This is a genomic window from Bifidobacterium sp. ESL0798 (assembly GCF_029395415.1).
In the GTDB taxonomy this organism is placed as follows: domain Bacteria; phylum Actinomycetota; class Actinomycetes; order Actinomycetales; family Bifidobacteriaceae; genus Bifidobacterium.
This window is the reverse complement of the sequence record NZ_CP113914.1, coordinates 129,552-145,922: the sequence shown is the minus strand read 5'-3', so window position 1 is coordinate 145,922 and position 16,371 is coordinate 129,552. Positions and strand designations below refer to the sequence as shown.

The 16,371-nt window shown below is 56.5% G+C and carries 10 protein-coding genes and 2 pseudogenes; 6 read left to right on the top strand and 6 right to left on the bottom strand.

What is annotated here, in order from left to right; translation table 11 throughout:
• Positions 1-114 precede the first annotated feature (114 nt).
• Both OZX74_RS00505 and OZX74_RS00500 read left to right on the top strand, forming a co-directional pair.
• Positions 115-903 carry a Sir2 family NAD-dependent protein deacetylase gene (locus tag OZX74_RS00505; RefSeq protein WP_277156663.1) on the top strand — a complete coding sequence of 263 codons (789 nt, stop codon included), beginning with the start codon at positions 115-117 and terminating at the stop codon, positions 901-903.
• Positions 904-916: 13 nt separating this feature from the next.
• On the top strand, positions 917-1,348 hold the full coding sequence (locus OZX74_RS00500) for a pyridoxamine 5'-phosphate oxidase family protein (protein ID WP_277156662.1): 432 nt from the start codon (positions 917-919) through the stop codon (positions 1,346-1,348).
• Positions 1,349-1,574: 226 nt separating this feature from the next.
• On the opposite strand, the gene ilvA is transcribed toward OZX74_RS00500, so the two are convergent.
• Complete coding sequence (gene ilvA / locus OZX74_RS00495; RefSeq protein ID WP_277156661.1) at positions 1,575-2,840, bottom strand: threonine ammonia-lyase; 1,266 nt, start codon at positions 2,838-2,840, stop codon at positions 1,575-1,577.
• A gap of 58 nt (positions 2,841-2,898) precedes the next feature.
• The gene (locus OZX74_RS00490) at positions 2,899-5,577 is read right to left on the bottom strand and encodes a bifunctional alpha,alpha-trehalose-phosphate synthase (UDP-forming)/trehalose-phosphatase (RefSeq protein WP_277156660.1); all 2,679 of its coding nucleotides are present in this window, start codon (positions 5,575-5,577) and stop codon (positions 2,899-2,901) included.
• A gap of 511 nt (positions 5,578-6,088) precedes the next feature.
• Here OZX74_RS00490 and OZX74_RS00485 point away from each other — a divergent pair.
• Positions 6,089-6,895 (top strand): sulfite exporter TauE/SafE family protein, encoded by an 807-nt coding sequence (locus OZX74_RS00485; RefSeq protein WP_348519568.1) that lies wholly within the window; start codon positions 6,089-6,091, stop codon positions 6,893-6,895.
• Positions 6,896-7,189: 294 nt separating this feature from the next.
• Here OZX74_RS00485 and OZX74_RS00480 read toward each other — a convergent pair.
• Positions 7,190-7,700, bottom strand: a pseudogene (locus tag OZX74_RS00480) (nucleoside deaminase).
• A gap of 177 nt (positions 7,701-7,877) precedes the next feature.
• Between OZX74_RS00480 and OZX74_RS00475 the strand changes: the two are divergent.
• Entirely contained in the window at positions 7,878-9,956 is a 2,079-nt protein-coding gene (locus OZX74_RS00475; RefSeq protein WP_277156658.1) for a Na+/H+ antiporter, read from the top strand.
• Between the two features lie 365 nt (positions 9,957-10,321).
• Here OZX74_RS00475 and OZX74_RS00470 read toward each other — a convergent pair whose 3' ends face one another.
• Together OZX74_RS00470 and OZX74_RS00465 are read right to left on the bottom strand one after the other, a co-directional pair.
• Positions 10,322-11,116, bottom strand: coding sequence for an alpha/beta hydrolase-fold protein (locus OZX74_RS00470; RefSeq protein WP_277156657.1), 795 nt, complete (start codon positions 11,114-11,116; stop codon positions 10,322-10,324).
• Between the two features lie 166 nt (positions 11,117-11,282).
• Complete coding sequence (locus OZX74_RS00465; RefSeq protein ID WP_277156656.1) at positions 11,283-11,999, bottom strand: hypothetical protein; 717 nt, start codon at positions 11,997-11,999, stop codon at positions 11,283-11,285.
• A gap of 569 nt (positions 12,000-12,568) precedes the next feature.
• Between OZX74_RS00465 and dcd the strand changes: the two genes are divergently transcribed.
• Positions 12,569-13,150 (top strand): dCTP deaminase, encoded by a 582-nt coding sequence (dcd, locus tag OZX74_RS00460; RefSeq protein WP_277156655.1) that lies wholly within the window; start codon positions 12,569-12,571, stop codon positions 13,148-13,150.
• Positions 13,151-13,367: 217 nt separating this feature from the next.
• Positions 13,368-14,375, top strand: a complete 1,008-nt coding sequence (gene rlmB / locus OZX74_RS00455) for a 23S rRNA (guanosine(2251)-2'-O)-methyltransferase RlmB (RefSeq protein ID WP_277156654.1) — start codon at positions 13,368-13,370, stop codon at positions 14,373-14,375.
• A gap of 531 nt (positions 14,376-14,906) precedes the next feature.
• Here the strand turns inward: rlmB and OZX74_RS00450 are convergent.
• Positions 14,907-16,274, bottom strand: a pseudogene (locus tag OZX74_RS00450) (DUF4032 domain-containing protein); the annotation flags it as partial.
• Positions 16,275-16,371: the final 97 nt, after the last annotated feature.

The window sequence follows — 16,371 nt, the reverse complement described above, 5'->3', positions numbered from 1 at the left end:
ATAGCAAGCCGGCAATAGCGAATTCCGTAAGAAATCGGGAACAATTCCACTGTTGCCGCAATGGGCTGGCGACCGCCAAAGCGAAGTTGCGCAAGCCTGATTACAATACTCTATATGGCTAAAAAAATTGCGGTATTGACTGGTGCCGGCATTTCGACTTCGGCAGGAATCCCTGACTTTCGCGGACCGGACGGGGTGTGGACCAAACACCCGGATCAAATGAGCGTCTATGACATCGACGCGTTCATAAGCGACAAGAAGGCACGCGAATATTCCTGGGCCTGGCAGAAGGCGTCGCCGGTGTGGAACGCGCAGCCCGGCGAAGCGCACAAAGCACTGGTGAAGCTGGAGAAAGCAGGACTGCTGACGCTGCTGGCCACGCAGAACTTCGATGCTTTGCATGAGAAGGCCGGTAATTCCAGCGATCTGATCGTCAACCTACACGGCACCATCGGCACCTCGCACTGCATGAAATGCCATGCCGAATATAAAACCGCCGATATTATGGACAACCTCGATAACGAGCCGGACCCACATTGCCACCGCAAGCTGCCGTATAGCGGCAACATGCCCTGCAACGGGCTGATCAAAACCGACGTGGTCTACTTCGGTGAAATGCTGCCGGACGGGGCGATGGGAAAATCGATGGCGCGGGTGGCCAAGGCCGATGAGTTCTGGGTGATAGGCTCGACGCTCGAGGTCTTCCCTGCCGCATCGCTGGCGCCGACCGCCGTACAGGCCGGAGTGCCGATGACCATTATGAATATGGGACGCACGCAATATGACAACATCGCCACGAGGCTATTCATTATGAATATGGGGCATACGCAATACGACGACGACGACATCGCCAAAGCGCTGCCCGAGCTGGTGGACGAGACCATCGCCGAAGCCGAAAAATAAAAGGGCATATACAGTGAATACGAAAGAAGAATTCTACCGGATCCTGGCAGAACAAACAGAGATGGCGCTGGCCACTTCGGTCGACAACATTCCTGATGCGCGAATCGTCAATTTTTACTTCGACCCTGCCGACAACATCCTTTACTTTGCGACTTTTAAAGGCAATAACAAGGTACAGGAAATAACGGCAAATGCCCATGTCGCTTTTACGACCATTCCCCATGACGGCAACGCGCATGTAAAGGCACAAGGCATTGCTCGTCCAAGCAAGAAAAGCATCGACGAGATTGCTGACGAATTCGTAGCCAAGATTCCGGCTTATGCGAATACTCTGCGCGCGGCCGACGGGAACCTGCTGTTGTATGAAATCAGTTTCGACACAGCGACCGTGACCAAGGACCTTAGCAATATCGATACCTATACTATTAAACCTGCTGTTGTATGACATCAGTTTCGACACAGTGACCGTGACCAAGGACCTTAGCAATATCGATACCTATACTATTAAATAAGTTTCACTATCGCACGATGATCTTGATATGGTCGTGTGAGTTTCAAAAGTACTAGAAATTCAGACGTGGCAGCTCAAATATAAAAACGATAAAGATGTGGCCTTGCTGCAGTTCAATACTGTCGCAAGGCCACATCTATTCGACGATAAACCGAAATTATCAGTAGATGCGCTTCGGGTCGAAACCGGCGGCCTTGAGGGCTTTGAGGACCTGGGCGATATGATCGGGGCCGTTCGTCTCGACGGTGACGCCGAGCGATACCGAGTCCGTATAGTGCCCGGAGGCCTTGAACTGGTCGTGGTTGAGCTCGATGACGTTGGCGCGGGCATCGGCAAGCACCTGCGCGACCTTGACCAACTGGCCCGGGGTATCGGGCAGTTCGACCTCGAAGTTCATGATGCGGCCGCGGGCGATCATACCCTTTTGTATGACAGCTCCGATGGTGACCGTGTCGATGTTGCCGCCGGAAATAATCGGAACGATGACATGTTTGCCCTTGGCCTGCGCAAAAACCCGCGAGCGCAGGCTCAGATGCTCGAGCGCGGCCAGCGAGACCGCACCGGCGGCCTCGACCACAAGCTTGTGCTTCTCCATCATCAAGAGAATCATTTCATTGATGTCACGCTCGGATACGGTAATCAAATCATCAAGGTACTCGTTCAAGATCGCGAACGTAAGGTCGCCGGGATGGCCGACGGCAACGCCTTCGGCGGAAGTGACCACTTTATCGGCCGGAACGACCGTGCCAGCAGCGAACGAATTCTTGAAAGCAGGTGAACCTTCTGGGGTCGCGCCGATGACGCGAACCTCCGGCTTGAACGTCTTGATGGCGAGCGCCACGCCGGCACCCAAGCCGCCTCCACCCAGCGGAACCACGACATCGGTGACATTCGGGACGTCCTCAAGAATCTCAAGGCCGATGGTGCCCTGCCCGCAAAGTACCTCGTAATCATCGAAGGGATGGACGTAGACCAATCCGTCACGCTGCGAAAGCTCGGAGGCGTATTCGGCGGCATCGTCGAAAAGGTTGCCGTGCAACACGACGTTGGCGCCGTAGGACTTCGTGGCGTCGACCTTCAAGGGCGGGGTGCTTTCGGGCATCACGATGGTCGCCTTCGCGTGGCGCTCGCGGGCCGCATAAGCAACACCCTGCGCATGATTACCTGCCGAGGCGGTGACGATGCCCTTGGCCAATTCCTCTTCCGACAAAGAGGCAATCTTGTTGTATGCTCCACGAATCTTGAAGGAACCGGTAACCTGAAGATTCTCCGGCTTTAAAAGAATCTCATGACCGGTCGCCTCGGAAAGGACGGGTGAAGGCATGATACGCGTATGGCGCGCAGTGCCTTTGAGTCTCTCGGCAGCCTTCTTCAACTCGGCCGCATGATCATGCTGCAGTGCCTTGACAACGTCTTCCTGTTTCATACCGGAATTGTACGGCTCTGAAACGCGCTGCCTGCATCAATGTCCCAAAATACGAATATTACTTCTTGGACTTGGACGCGCGCTTGGGCTTGGACGCGGGCTTTGATTTTGAGGCGCGCCTAGGCTTCGGCTTTTCAACAGGGGCGGTGCCGGCAGTAACGGCCTCGGACTCGGCCACCAGGTAACCCAGCAGGCGAGCAGTGTCGGTTGGGGTGGCGATGCGCGAACGGGCGTTCGTCTCGCCGGCACCGACCTTGATCGTCCATGCTGCAGAAGACCTGGGAGATTTTGAGGCAGGCTTCGAACCTGCATCCGCAGACGCCACGTCATCAACCGCGGTGACCGTCTCGATGGAATCGACCATCTTGGCCACGCCGGCATTGTCGACGTCAAGCTCATTGAGCGCATCGGCCTCATCGCGGGCGCAAGCGCAATCGGTGACTGAAGCGAACATGGTTTCGTCGGTGGTGTCATCACCCAACGCGAGCACGAAATCGTACCGACCGCTTCCCAACAGGGGTTTTACCGCCTCGCCCTTGCTGACGTTAGCCGGGCAGACCTCGATGACCTTGGCATTGCGCATGACCGTCAAGCCATACTGCGGGCAGACCTTGTTCAGCTCGTCAACCAGACGTTCGCGCTGCTCCAGAGCCAGCTTCTGGTCGCTCATGCGATAGTGCCATGCCAGATCCGTGGACTTGTATTCGATGAACGACTGCGGAACGCGGGAGACGGATTTGTTCATGATGGTCTCGATAATCGGACGCCACTCGTCGGGGTCGGGAAGGCCGTCGGCACGCCGCCAGTAACGCTTGGGAGTAATCGTCCTGCCGTCCGCGTTTTTGGCGGTTTCCCCGGCAATCGGCTTGGTGTGCCAAGCCCCGTGCTCGGCAATCAGACCGATCGGCAAGCAGCCGAACCACTCATTCATCGTCTCGCGGGTACGGCCGGAGACCAGATAAAGATCGACATCAGGGATGGAGCCAACCTCGCGCAGCAAATCAAGCAAACGATGCGTCGGCTTGGCACGGCCCGGCGTACGCACGATTTGCGTCAAGGTGCCGTCGTAATCGCACAGCACAAGCTTGTGCTTCGATTGACCCCACTCGCGAACCAGATGGTCGCGTTGGGCACTTTGCAGGCGATGGTCGGCCATACGCGGATCACTGACCTGACGCAATGTGCTCAGGAATTCCGCACTCCACAATCCTGCGGTGCGATACTTCAGACGGGCCTGCATGGCGGCATTGCGGCGCTTGGCCTCACTAGAACTGATCTCCAAGGCCGAATGCAGCGCTTCGCACACCGCTTCGGTGTCATAAGGATTGACGATGAACGCGTCCGTCAACTCACGGGCGGCACCGCATTCGTCGGAAAGAACCAGCGCACCGTCACGGCCATCGCGGGCGGCCAGATATTCCTTGGCGACCAGATTCATGCCGTCTCGAAGCGGGGTGACCAGCGCCACGTCGCCTGCCGTATAGATACCGCAAACCGGCTTGATGGGCAGGGAACGGGTGATGTAATGGATCGGCTCCCAGGAAAGAAGCGAATACTTGCCGTTAATCTCACCGACGAGCTGATCGACCTGATCTTTCAACTTGCGATATGTCTCCACGTCCTCGCGCGTAGGCGTCGCCAAAAGGTAATACGTAACGTGGCCGACCCACTCGGGATAGCGGCTCAGCATCAAATCAAATGCACGCAGACGCTCCGGCAAGCCCTTCGTGTAATCGAGGCGGTCGACAGAGACGACCACCTTGTTGTCTTCAGTGCCGCGTTTGGCCGCGGCCGACTGTGCAAGCTCGACCTCGGGAAGTTCGTCACCTGTATGGGCGCTCCACCAGTTTTCTTCCTGATCGCTCGCCTCCGCTGCGGCCTGGGATTCTGCGGTCAACGAGGTGCTGACTCGCCTTGTGCGCTTGCCGCTGACGGCCTCGATGCCGTGGCGCATGGCCTGTGCGAGGCTGGAATGGGCGTTGCGACGGTAAAGGCCGTAATCGATGCCTATGGGGAAGGCGTCGACCGTGACGAAACGTTGCGACGCGCCGTTCCCGACAGGAATGCGGCCATCCTTGTCGACCTCGATGCCTAGAAGTGCGCGGACAGAGGCCAGGAAATTCACACAGAAATCTTCGGTGTGGAAGCCCAGCAGATCCGCACCCATCAGGCCTTCGAGCAAATCCTTGCCGTTGGGAAGCTGGCGAAAAATCTCGGGGCTCGGGAACGGAATATGAAGGAACCAACCGATTTTGAGCTTGGGGAAATTAGCACGTAGCATGGCCGGGAGCAGCAAAAGATGATAATCCTGAATCCACACGGTATCGTCAGGGTTGACGAGCTGAGCGACGGTATCGGCGAACTTCTGGTTGACCTCTTGATAAATCTTCCAAGTGGACGAATCGAACTTGGCCTCATGCGCGAAGTCGTGGAACAGGGGCCACAGCGTATCGTTGGAATATCCGGCGTAATATCCGTCGATCTCCCGCTGGGTCAGGAAAATCGGAACGCAGCGGCGACGCGCGAATTCGTCACGAATCTTGTCGATTTCGACCTTCGTGCGCGTTTCGGGATCGATGCTGCTCCAGCCGACCCACAGACAATCGTTATGGGACTTATGGTACGGGCCAATTGCCGTGGCCAGACCACCGATGCTTTGCTTCAGGGCGTAAGTACCATCGGGTTTGGCATGCAGAGACACCGGAAGTCTATTGGAAACAATAATTAAACGAGCCATAATTACTCCTTCGTCGTTGGAATCGCTATTCGCAAAGGCAAATTCAAGCTCACCCTCACAGACATCTACCGATATTTGTATTCTAGCTCACAAAACCCATACGGGAGAATCGTTTGCGCAAAGGCTGAACCTCCACGGATGGACATGCGGAGAAATCAGGAAACTCGTTTGACCACATCATGAGCTTTCGACGGGAATCGAGGCAGAATCTTTGGCGGGCTTCATACAATATGTGGAATATAAGAGAACGGTTATACAATATGTGGAATATAAGAGAACGGTTATTGACCCGAAATGTTGCCCGCTTGGCTTGAATAACGACAGAACCGGAAACAAACCCGGAGGCAGCATGGTAGGCAGTGACAGCGGAAAACGAGAAAGAAGCGGGAACGGCATGGGCGAGAAGGAACACACGGCGAACGAAGGAGCAGCTGCCGTAACGAACGGTAAGGCGGATAACGAAGCCAGGGCTAAGGCCGAAGTGGAAGCCGGGGACGAAGTTCAGGAGGAAATGCCCGTTACGCGAGGGCCTGTGGAACAGATAGTCATCATGATTGTCGTCGGCCTGATCGCCGGCTTCTTCTCCGGACTTTTCGGCATCGGCGGCGGATCGATCATCGTGCCGGTATTGGTGTGGCTCGGCATGACCCAGCGCCACGCAGCGGCGACTTCGCTGGCCGCAATCATCCCGCTTTCGATTTCCGGCGTGGTTTCCTACGCGATGAGCGGGCACGTCGATTGGATTGCGGCACTGTTGATGGTCGTCGGCACGATTATCGGCTCACAAATCGGCAGCTGGCTGCTTTCACGGCTTTCCGAAGTGTTCCTGCGCTGGTTCTTCGTGGTATTTCTGGCGTTTGTCTTAGTCAGCCAACTGGTGCTGACGCCTTCGCGCAACTCCAGTATCCATCTGACCGCGATCAAGGGCATTCTGCTTGTGCTGCTTGGCATTTTCATCGGCGTACTTTCAGCGCTGCTGGGCATCGGCGGCGGGGCCGTCACCGTGCCGGCGCTTTCACTGCTGTTCGGGGCAAGCGACCTCATCGCCCGTGGCACCTCGCTGCTGGCCATGTTCCCCAGCGCCATCACCGGCACCATCGCCAATTGGAAGCGCGGATTGGTGCATCTTAAGAACGGCCTGATCATTGGTATTGCAGCGGCTTGTGCCACGCCGCTGGGAGCTTGGGTCGCCGCGTTCGTCTCGGCAAAAGTAGGCTCATATCTGCTTGCGGCCTATCTTTTCGTCATTATGCTGCGCTCCGCTTGGACCGCCCTGAAGATCACGCCCGGCATCGCGCCGAAGCTGCCGCACAAATAGAATATCCGGATATTTATTTTGGCAATGAAGAAGCACGACCAATCGGTAAGTGCGACTGTACGTGGTACGCAGCGCTAAAAGTTAAAATACTCAAAATAAAAGTTCGGTGCTGCATTTATATAGCATTTATCGAAACGAAAATCCCAGAACGGCGTAATTTCAACGGTTTGATAGTTCACCATCAAGTCCGGCATAGCAGGGAACGGCAAAAGATTCGCACCGTTCGTTCAATACTGTAAAAACGACTTGCTCTTCACAAATTCATCACATATTCAATGAACGAAGACGCCACCGCTACCGTTTTACAGAGAAAAACCCCGTGAGCAGCTGCGCACATTCGCTCTCCCGCACACCGCCGATGACCTCCGGGCAGGCCCCGATGTGCGGATCGCGCGGAATATCCCAAACCGAACCGCATGCACCCAGTTTGGCATCCCAAGGAACCGAAAACAATACGGCCAACATGAGTCTGTAATGCAGCACCGGTGCACATCGGGCATGGTTCAAGTGTGACCACCAGCGTGCAATCGGCAAGATTCCAAGGGTTTAAAGTCTTCGTTGAAGAGCTGCCTGCATCACGGGCAGCAGCTTCTTCGACTGTTCCCAACCCGCATTCAGCATTCTTCCGCGATTCAGCCGCCTCACGCATCGCCACCACTTCGGCGTGGGCGAGCGGATCGCCGTCGGACTCGCGCCGATTGCGGCCCCGACCGATAATCGTGCCGTCAGTGCCAAGCACGACCGCCCCAACCGGGACTTCGCCGGCATCCGCCGCCTCATGCGCCAAACCCAGCGCCTCACCCATCGCGTTATACAAACTCGCAGTGTTCATGATTCCCAGTCTAAAAGCAATCGGCAAAGCTTGAGGCATAATGCCGAAACATCCATTCGTTATAGTGAATATAAGAAGTGTCCGCATATGTCCGAACCGTTAAACCGCCGAACCGCAATGAAGCCAAACCAAGAAAGGAATCGATAATCCGTGGCAATTTTCGAGCTGATCCTCTGCATTCTGGGGGCCGTTGTGCTCTCGTCGTTCGTCAGCCGTTTTATTCCGCGAATATCGACCCCGCTTGTCCAAATCGCGCTCGGCATCGCCCTCGCCTTCCTGCCGGTTTTCCCGCACGTCAAGCTTGACCCCGAACTGTTCATGGTGCTGTTCATCGCTCCCCTGCTTTACGTCGAAGCGCACGAAATCGACAAACGGATGCTCTTCAAAACGTTGAGATTCTCGCTGCCCATGGCCATCGGGCTGGCGCTGGGAACCATGGCTGTCGTCGGCTTCATGCTGCACGCCGTATGGCCGGTGATTCCATTGGCGGCGGCGTTTGCGCTGGGCGCGGCGCTCGGGCCGACCGACGCCGTGGCAGTGTCCTCGCTTTCCAGCGAAGCGACACTGACCAAGCAACAGGCCGGAATACTGACCGGTGAATCGCTCTTTAACGACGCTTCCGGCGTCATCGGCTTCCAGTTCTCGATTCTGGCAGCGGTCACCGGTTCCTTCTCGATGGCCAACGCCACCAAGGATTTCCTGCTCTCGTTCTTCGGCGGGATTATCGTCGGCATCGTCGCGGGCTTCCTCGCCAACTGGATTTTCGCCTTGGCGCGACAGCTGGGCTGGGAGACAATGACCACGCGCATTCTCATGGAGCTCTTCCTGCCATTCCTGGTATTTCTAGGAGCCGAGGAACTTCATATCTCCGGCATTCTTGCGGTGGTTGCTTTCGGCTTGACCGTTCATTTCGACCGCAACGGCATCGGAGGGCCGAACGTCGCGCGCACCAATATCGTTTCGAACAGCGTGTGGGCCGTACTCTCGTTCGTTTTGAACGGCACTGTATTTATTCTGCTCGGCATGCAGCTGCCGAGCGCCATGCGGGCCAGTTGGCTGAGCCATAATGTCAGCAATACCGCGCTGATCAGCATCATCCTGCTCGTCACCGTCGTTGCCATCGCGATTCGATTCCTGTGGGTCTGGCTCATCGCCGCCCCGACCCGCGACCCCGAAACCGGCAAACGCGTACCTCTGAAACCGCGTTCCCTACGCGACGCGGCGGTGATGACATTCGGCGGGCCGAAGGGCACCATCACCCTTGCCTTGATGTTCACCATCCCGTATAGCGTCATCTCCGGCGACGCGTTCCCGATGCGCAACGAGCTTATTTTCATTGCTTCCGGTGTGATCGTGCTGACGCTGCTGCTGGCCAATTTCATGCTGCCGCTGCTCGCACCGGCCAAAGACGATGCCGACGAATCAGAAAAGCTCATCGAAATCACCATCGAGGAATTGACCCGCACCGTGCAGGAACTTTCGAACCGCGTCACCGATGACAATCGCCGCGTAATCCTGCCCGTCATCGATTCCTACAACAGCCGCATCACCCGCCTACGCCAACGCATCGGCGGCTTCGACATCGAGGAATTCGAGACTCTGCAGATCGATGCGTTGCACTGGGAGAAAGATTACGTACGCGACCGACTCGCCAACACCCAGGCCGACACGCAAATGAATGAGCACAATCAGAAGCTGCAGATCGAGGCGTGCGAGCGCATGATGGACCAGATCATGAACACGCTGCGGCACACGGCCGACAAGAAGACCCATCATCGTGCAGTCTCGCAGATTCGCGGGCGAGCGCATGCGCTACGGCGTCAGATCACCACGCTGGCAAGGCGAGCCAACAACAAGTTCCGCCGTTCAGCGCCGATGCTCAACGAGCATGAAATTTACTATTATCTGCGAGCCACCCAAATCGATGCCATCGACCACGTCATTAACCGGCTCTACAAGGAAATGCACGGCGATACCTACAAATCGGAATACTGCACGCTGTTGCTGCGCGACTACCAGCGCGCACGTGCCGAACTACGCAGCCGCAAGGACATTGTGGCCGCAGCCAAGAACGCTCCACAAATCGACGAGGTCAAGCACGAAAGCTATTCCATCGAGCTCAGCGTCATTCAGGACATGCTTGATTCCGGAGAAATTTCACGCAACCAAGCGAAGCGTCTGAGAAGGAACGTGTATGTGATGCAAGTTGATGCTGAGGCGGAACTGTAAATAGGATATCCGGTTCTACAACCGCACTCATTTCAACTTGCATCATTCGCGCGTGTAGACGCGCTCACCTCGCCTACGCGGAGCCCACAGGGCTGTTGGCGTTGAAAAACATACTCTAATTGAGCTCTTATCGCTCTTTCGCGCTCGATACATCGCGCTCAGTTCACCTACAGAAAGTCCACTGGACTTTCTACTTAACGGCTCAGCGGCTCAGCAAGTCGACGCGGAAGCGGAACTGTAAATAGGAATTTAAGCACAAAAACGAGTGAAATTATGCTTAAATTCCTATCAAAGTCGTTCGAAAGCATTTTAAGCATAAAAATCGCGCGAAAACGCGCTCAAATTCCTAATAAACGTTCAACAAATCACACCACACCCGATGAGATGTTGTTGAGCAGGAGCCATTGGGTCAGGTCGGTGAATTCGGCTGGACTTACGGCATGGTCGAGCTGGTGATAATTCTTCACCGTCAGCCATGTATGTTCCTCAAGCCAGGCGGTCGCGCCGTAAATCTCATACTTCGGCAAGACGTTGTCGCGGTCTCCGTAACCATAGAAAACCGGCTTTTCCATCTCTGCAAGCCGATCGTCGGCCGGAGTCGTCCCGGCAACCTGCCCCGGAGCCACAAAACCGGAAAGTGCTGCGACCGCACGGTAACGCTCGGGATGCACGCGCAACAGATGAATCGCGAGCGCCGCACCCTGAGAGAATCCGATGGGCACCAGCTCACGATCGGCATCGACATGTTCGTTGACCCAGTTGTCGACAGCGGTGGCCGCAGCGAAAATGTCCCTGTCCAAATCCTCGCCGGTGGGCACGCCGTCATGGAACCAGCTGTAGGCCCCGGAACCGCTGCCGAACTCGCCCGGCCCCTCGGCTTGCAGCACCAGTGGCGCACGCAGCGAAACGTAATCGTTGCCGGGAGCGACGTAACGCATCATCCCGGCCAGATCCTGTTCGTTGGAACCCCAGCCGTGCAGGCACAGGAACATCGGCCGCGTGGGCCGAGCCCTGCCGCCGCCTTGGGAATAGATGACATGGGAAATCTCCATCGGGTCGCCGAAACGCCCGGGAATAGCATCGGATTGACGGCCAACTAAGCCGTTTTCGCCCTTGCGAGCCTCATTGGAATATTCGCTGTTCACTGCTTCGTCGGTCATAGTCCCCATGATAAGCAGCAAGCCCAACAGAAGCCCAAAATGTTCACTGGCAGATTCGCAGCAGGTTCACGAAATTAAACCGACCAATATCTGGCGAAATAATCGAGAGCATTCTGACATGCAGCCAATATCGCCAGCCGCACCGTCAACCTATCGGCAATAAAAGCTACTTGTCAGAATCGCCAGACCCGATTTCCTCGAGCTTGCCACCCCACTGCTGCTGCAAAGCCGTCATTGCATCCTTCTTACCAACGGCCATCCACTGGTCGTTGCTCAGCACGCGCAAATCGTTCTGGTCAATCTTGTCGCCCGCATATCGGCTGATGAGATTGGGCGCCTGCGAGCGCACCATGTCACCGTCCATCGATGCCGCGGCCTTCGTCTGGAACGTAACGAACGCGACCTGCGTGGCCTTGCAGAACGATGCGGTGCCAACGCCTGGCAGCTGGCTGGCAATGTCAACATCCATCCAACCGCCTGTGCAGGTGCCGGCGAATTGCTCGATACCCTGCTTCATTTGATTGGCATCGTTTTCCGGCGCTTTGGTCTTGCCCTGAACCGTCTTGGACGTATTGTCTTCGCTTGACGAACTTGTATTATGTTTCAGCGTTTTGAGAGAAATCAGCAACGCAACGGCAATCAGGATAAGAACGACGATGACGACGATCGCGCTAATGATAAAAGACTTGCGATGTCGACCTATACGCGACGACTCGGAACCGTGGCGGCGCAATTCGTTGACATTATAGGTATGGGCATTTTCAGGCCGGGAATTGCTTCGGGCGTCGCCGGAGCGCAGACCGCTGTCGGCTCGAGACGCATCGCCGGATTGCCGGAGCGAAGCATTACCCTGATTGCCATGATGGCCGGAATCTTCTTTCATAGCCCCTTGTGTCCCATCTGCCCGAATCCGCATTCGTGATATATAGGCATGTTATGCAACCCACGATTCCATACAACGGACTTGTGGCTTCATCTGCCTGAAAAATAAACTGCTTGTTTTAGTCTACCCCGCGCGGGACCAATCTGCCGCACACCGCGCCGTCACGCCTACCGAGACTCGCAGAAAACCATGACCTATAGAAAGAGAAACCCCGGTACTAGAACGTACCGGGGAAGAGAAGAGAGAAGAAGAAAGGGTTCAATTATCGGCAAGATCCAAAATCTCAAGATCACCGGTCAGCTCTTGCTGACAACTCTTATATAACTACACTATCCTTGGCGCAAGAATCGGATTACCTGAAAATTACCTGAAAATTTGAACTATTTTGCCTATTTCCGGGTCCGGACGGATATTTAGGCGGAAAAATGCCCTTCTCCGCCGCCTTAGCTAACGTCAGACCGCCGCAACGTCTACACTTAGAGCAGAACACGCAATAGCCGCGTTGGCTTGAATCCGGTTTCAGCAACCTTCGTCGCACGCGGCACGCAACTCGACCTCTGGAGGAACGTATGCTGCTGTCAGATAGCGACATCCTCGCCGCCCAAGCCGACGGCCATATCTCGCTGGACCCGTGGACGCCCGAAATGGTGCAGCCGGCTTCCATCGACGTGCGCCTCGACCGGTATTTCAGGCTTTTCAACAATCATGCGTACACTTACGTCGATCCGGCCGAAAATCAAGGCGACCTCACCGAACAATTCGAGGTCGGGCCGGACGAACCGTGGATCATGCATCCGGGCGAATTCGCACTGGCTTCGACGTGGGAATACGTCAAGCTCGATGGCACCATCGCGGCACGGCTGGAAGGCAAGAGCTCGCTGGGCCGTCTCGGCATCCTGACCCATTCCACCGCCGGCTTCATCGATCCCGGCTTCGAAGGGCATATCACCCTGGAACTTTCCAACGTGAGCACCCTGCCGGTGAAGCTCTGGCCGGGAATGAAAATCGGGCAGATGTGCTTCTTCGAGCTCAGTTCGCCGGCAGCGCACCCTTACGGATCGACCGGCGTGGGCTCGCACTACCAAGGCCAGCGCGGCCCTACTCCGTCGCGTTCATACGTCAACTTCTATAAGGCCGAAATCAAGGACTGAAAGCGGACGAGGGCACACCGCTGCCGCCTACATCCATCTGCCTTGTCATATTGAGCATGCGATGAAAATCAGGATTCTGGGCTTATTTTCTTGATTTTCATCGCATGTTTTTTTGAAGATGCGAGCAAAATCAAGATTTTGCCGTGATTATCCTGATTTTGCTCGCAGCTTGCATTCGCCGAGCACGTTGGCGCGGGGTGCTGGGACAATTGGGAGTATGACTAACAAGAAGGGCCCGGTCAAAGGTTCGGGCGGAAAACATCGCAACGCATTGAAGGGCCGCGGACCGACGCCCAAAGCCGAGGACCGCGTGTATCACAAGGCATATCGCGCCAAGAAGCAGAACGAAAAGCGCCGTTTCGCCGACCCTCGGCTGGCAGCACGCCGTCGCGCGGCACACTACACTTCGGATTCTGACGATTTGGTGGTCGGACGCAACGCGGTGCTTGAGGCGCTGCGCGTGGGCGTACCAAGCACGCAGCTATATATCGCCAATCGCATCGAGCACGACGATCGCACCCGCGAAATCGTGAAGCTCGCCGGTATGCAGGGGCTCAATCTGCTCGAGGCCGACCGGTTGGAGATGGATCGCATCGCGCATTCGCGCAACCATCAGGGCATCGTCCTGAAAGTGCAGCCCTATCAATACCACACGCTTGCGGAGCTGGCGGATAGGGCCGACAAGAAATCGCATGCCATGGAAGAGGCCGATTCGCAGCGAGCCCGCATCAACGCGCGCCCGCTCTTCATCGCCCTCGATGGCGTCACTGATCCGCAGAATCTCGGAGCCGTCATCCGTTCGGCGGCGGCATTCGGAGCCAATGGCGTCATCTTGCCGGAACGCCGCTCGGCTTCCGTCAACGCAGCTGCATGGAAGGTTTCGGCCGGCGCCGCCGCACATCTGCCCGTGGCCCGCGTGGTCAATCTGACCAAGGCCATCGAGGCGCTGAAAGAGCGCGGCTACTACGTGGTCGGGCTTGACGGCGGCGGCAACGCCATTGTCGGCGAGTCCGGTTTCGAAACCGATCCATTGGTCGTCGTGCTCGGTTCGGAAGGCAAGGGCCTGAGCCGTTTGGTGCGCGAGGCTTGCGATTCCATCGCCGGCATCCCGATTTCCAGCGAAGTCGAGTCACTCAACGCTTCGGTAGCGGCGGGCATCAGCCTCTACGCCGTCTCCCGAGCCCGCAGCAAGGCCGGCGAAAAGGCCGACAGCGAGACCAAGTAGCCGGTAGAAATAACTGCTATCGGATCCACAAATAACCCGATAAACGAAAATCTCCCATGGAACGATTCCGTGGGAGATTTTCGTATGTGAATGCAGAAACGTTCAGTGGCTCCAGACAGCGGCGTCCTGGTCATATTCGTCCGGATCGTAGTAGTCATCGTCATCACCAGTATCAGCGTCAACATCGGTACCGCTGTCGGCAGCGAAATCGTTAGCATCATTCCCGGCTGCATCCGCGTTTTCCTTTGCGGAATCGGCTTCCGAGCCATCGTCGCTCGCGGCCTTGCCGTTCGTATTATGAGCAGCAGCCGTAGCGGGATCCGGCTGGGTCGGCCAGATGTCTTCCGGCACGTCCGAATCGGCATCGAGATTAAAATCGTCGCTGGTGGTTTGCGTGGCGCCTACGCCTAGATTGCCGAGCCCGTCGCCGAGTACGCTGTAATCGCCACGTCCGATGCTGTCGACATCATCGTTGTCGGAACCTACGGTATCCGCGACGTTCGCATTTTCCTCGTCCGAGATTCCGCCAGCAGGATTGTCATACGTCGAGCTATCGTCGACCACGCCCGAATCGGCGTCCTCGTTGATTTCGGCAAGCGCCCTCGAATCGAGGTTATACTTAGGCAGATTGTGCTTGATGTAGTCGCTTGCCGCCACGGCCGTAGATACGTCATGTCCGGCCCTTTCGGCCATGAACCAACGATTCTGCAAGACTTCATGGAAGAACTGCGCCGGCTCGATCTTCGAGCGGTATTCCTTAGGAATCATGCGAACAACGGGCTCGAAAACCTCGCGCATCCAATCGGTCGCCACGATTTCCAGCTCTTCCCCGTCACGCCAAGTGGAAGCGCGGTAGGCGTCCAAATCGTTCAACAACCGACGGGCCTGGTTCTCCTGCACGTCGAGGCCTGTCAAGCGCAACAACTTGCGTGAAGCGTAACCCGCATCGACCACGCGCGGACGGACAAGCACGCGCTTGCCGTCATCAGCGGTCTTGACTTCAAGCTCATCGACATCGAAGCCCAAATCGTTGAGCTTGTTGACGCGCTTCTCGATCTTCCACATCTCGTCGGGACCAAAGTCCTCCTGATCGGTCAACGCACCCCATAGTGAGGCATAGCGCTCAATCAGCCTGTCGCCGACCCCGACCTCGTCCACCTCGTCAGGCAGCAATTTGCCGGAAGCCAGGTCCATCAGTTCGCCGATGATGTTGGTGCGGGCAAGATCCATGTCGTAGTTGCGCTGGCCCTCGGTCAGCGTTGTATAGAGCGCACCGGTTTCCGCGTCGACCAGGAAGGCCGAGAACGCGTCGGCGTCGCGCAGGAAAAGAACGTTGGAAAGCGAAACGTCACCCCAATAAAAACCGGAAAGATGCAGACGAACCATCAGCACGGCGAGCGCGTCAATGAGACGGTCGGCAGTGTCCGGCCGCAGATTTCCGGCGAACAAAGCACGATAAGGCAGCGAGAACTTGAGTTGCTTGGTCACCAGCATGGATTCGAGCGGCTCGCCCTCACGAGTATGCCGTCCGGTGACCACGGCAATCGGACGCACGGTAGGCAGCTCAAGCTTCTGCAGGCGTCGCAAAAGCTCATATTCGTGTGCGGCGACGCGGCTGGTGATTTCCTTCATCGCATAGATTTCGTCACCGACGTGCACGAAACGGACCACGTGCCTGGAGATGCCTCGCGGCAGGTTGGCCAACAGTTCCTTGGGCCAGGTCGCCAGCGGCTTCTCCCAAGGCAGGGTGAACATCTTCGGATTTGAGCTGGCGGCAGTGATTTGCAGCGCATGCGGCTCGGCGACATCGGTGCCTCCCACCTCGGAGGCAGTTACGGATGTCGCTTTCAGCGCTCTTGGGTCCATTTGCATTCCTTGCATCCCACCACTTATTTCCATACCTCTCAATCTACCGCCCGCGCAGGATAGCTCACGATTCGTCTCACGTCCGATTGCATCCATATCTGCTTAAGCGTGAAACAGCGAATTCAGGTTA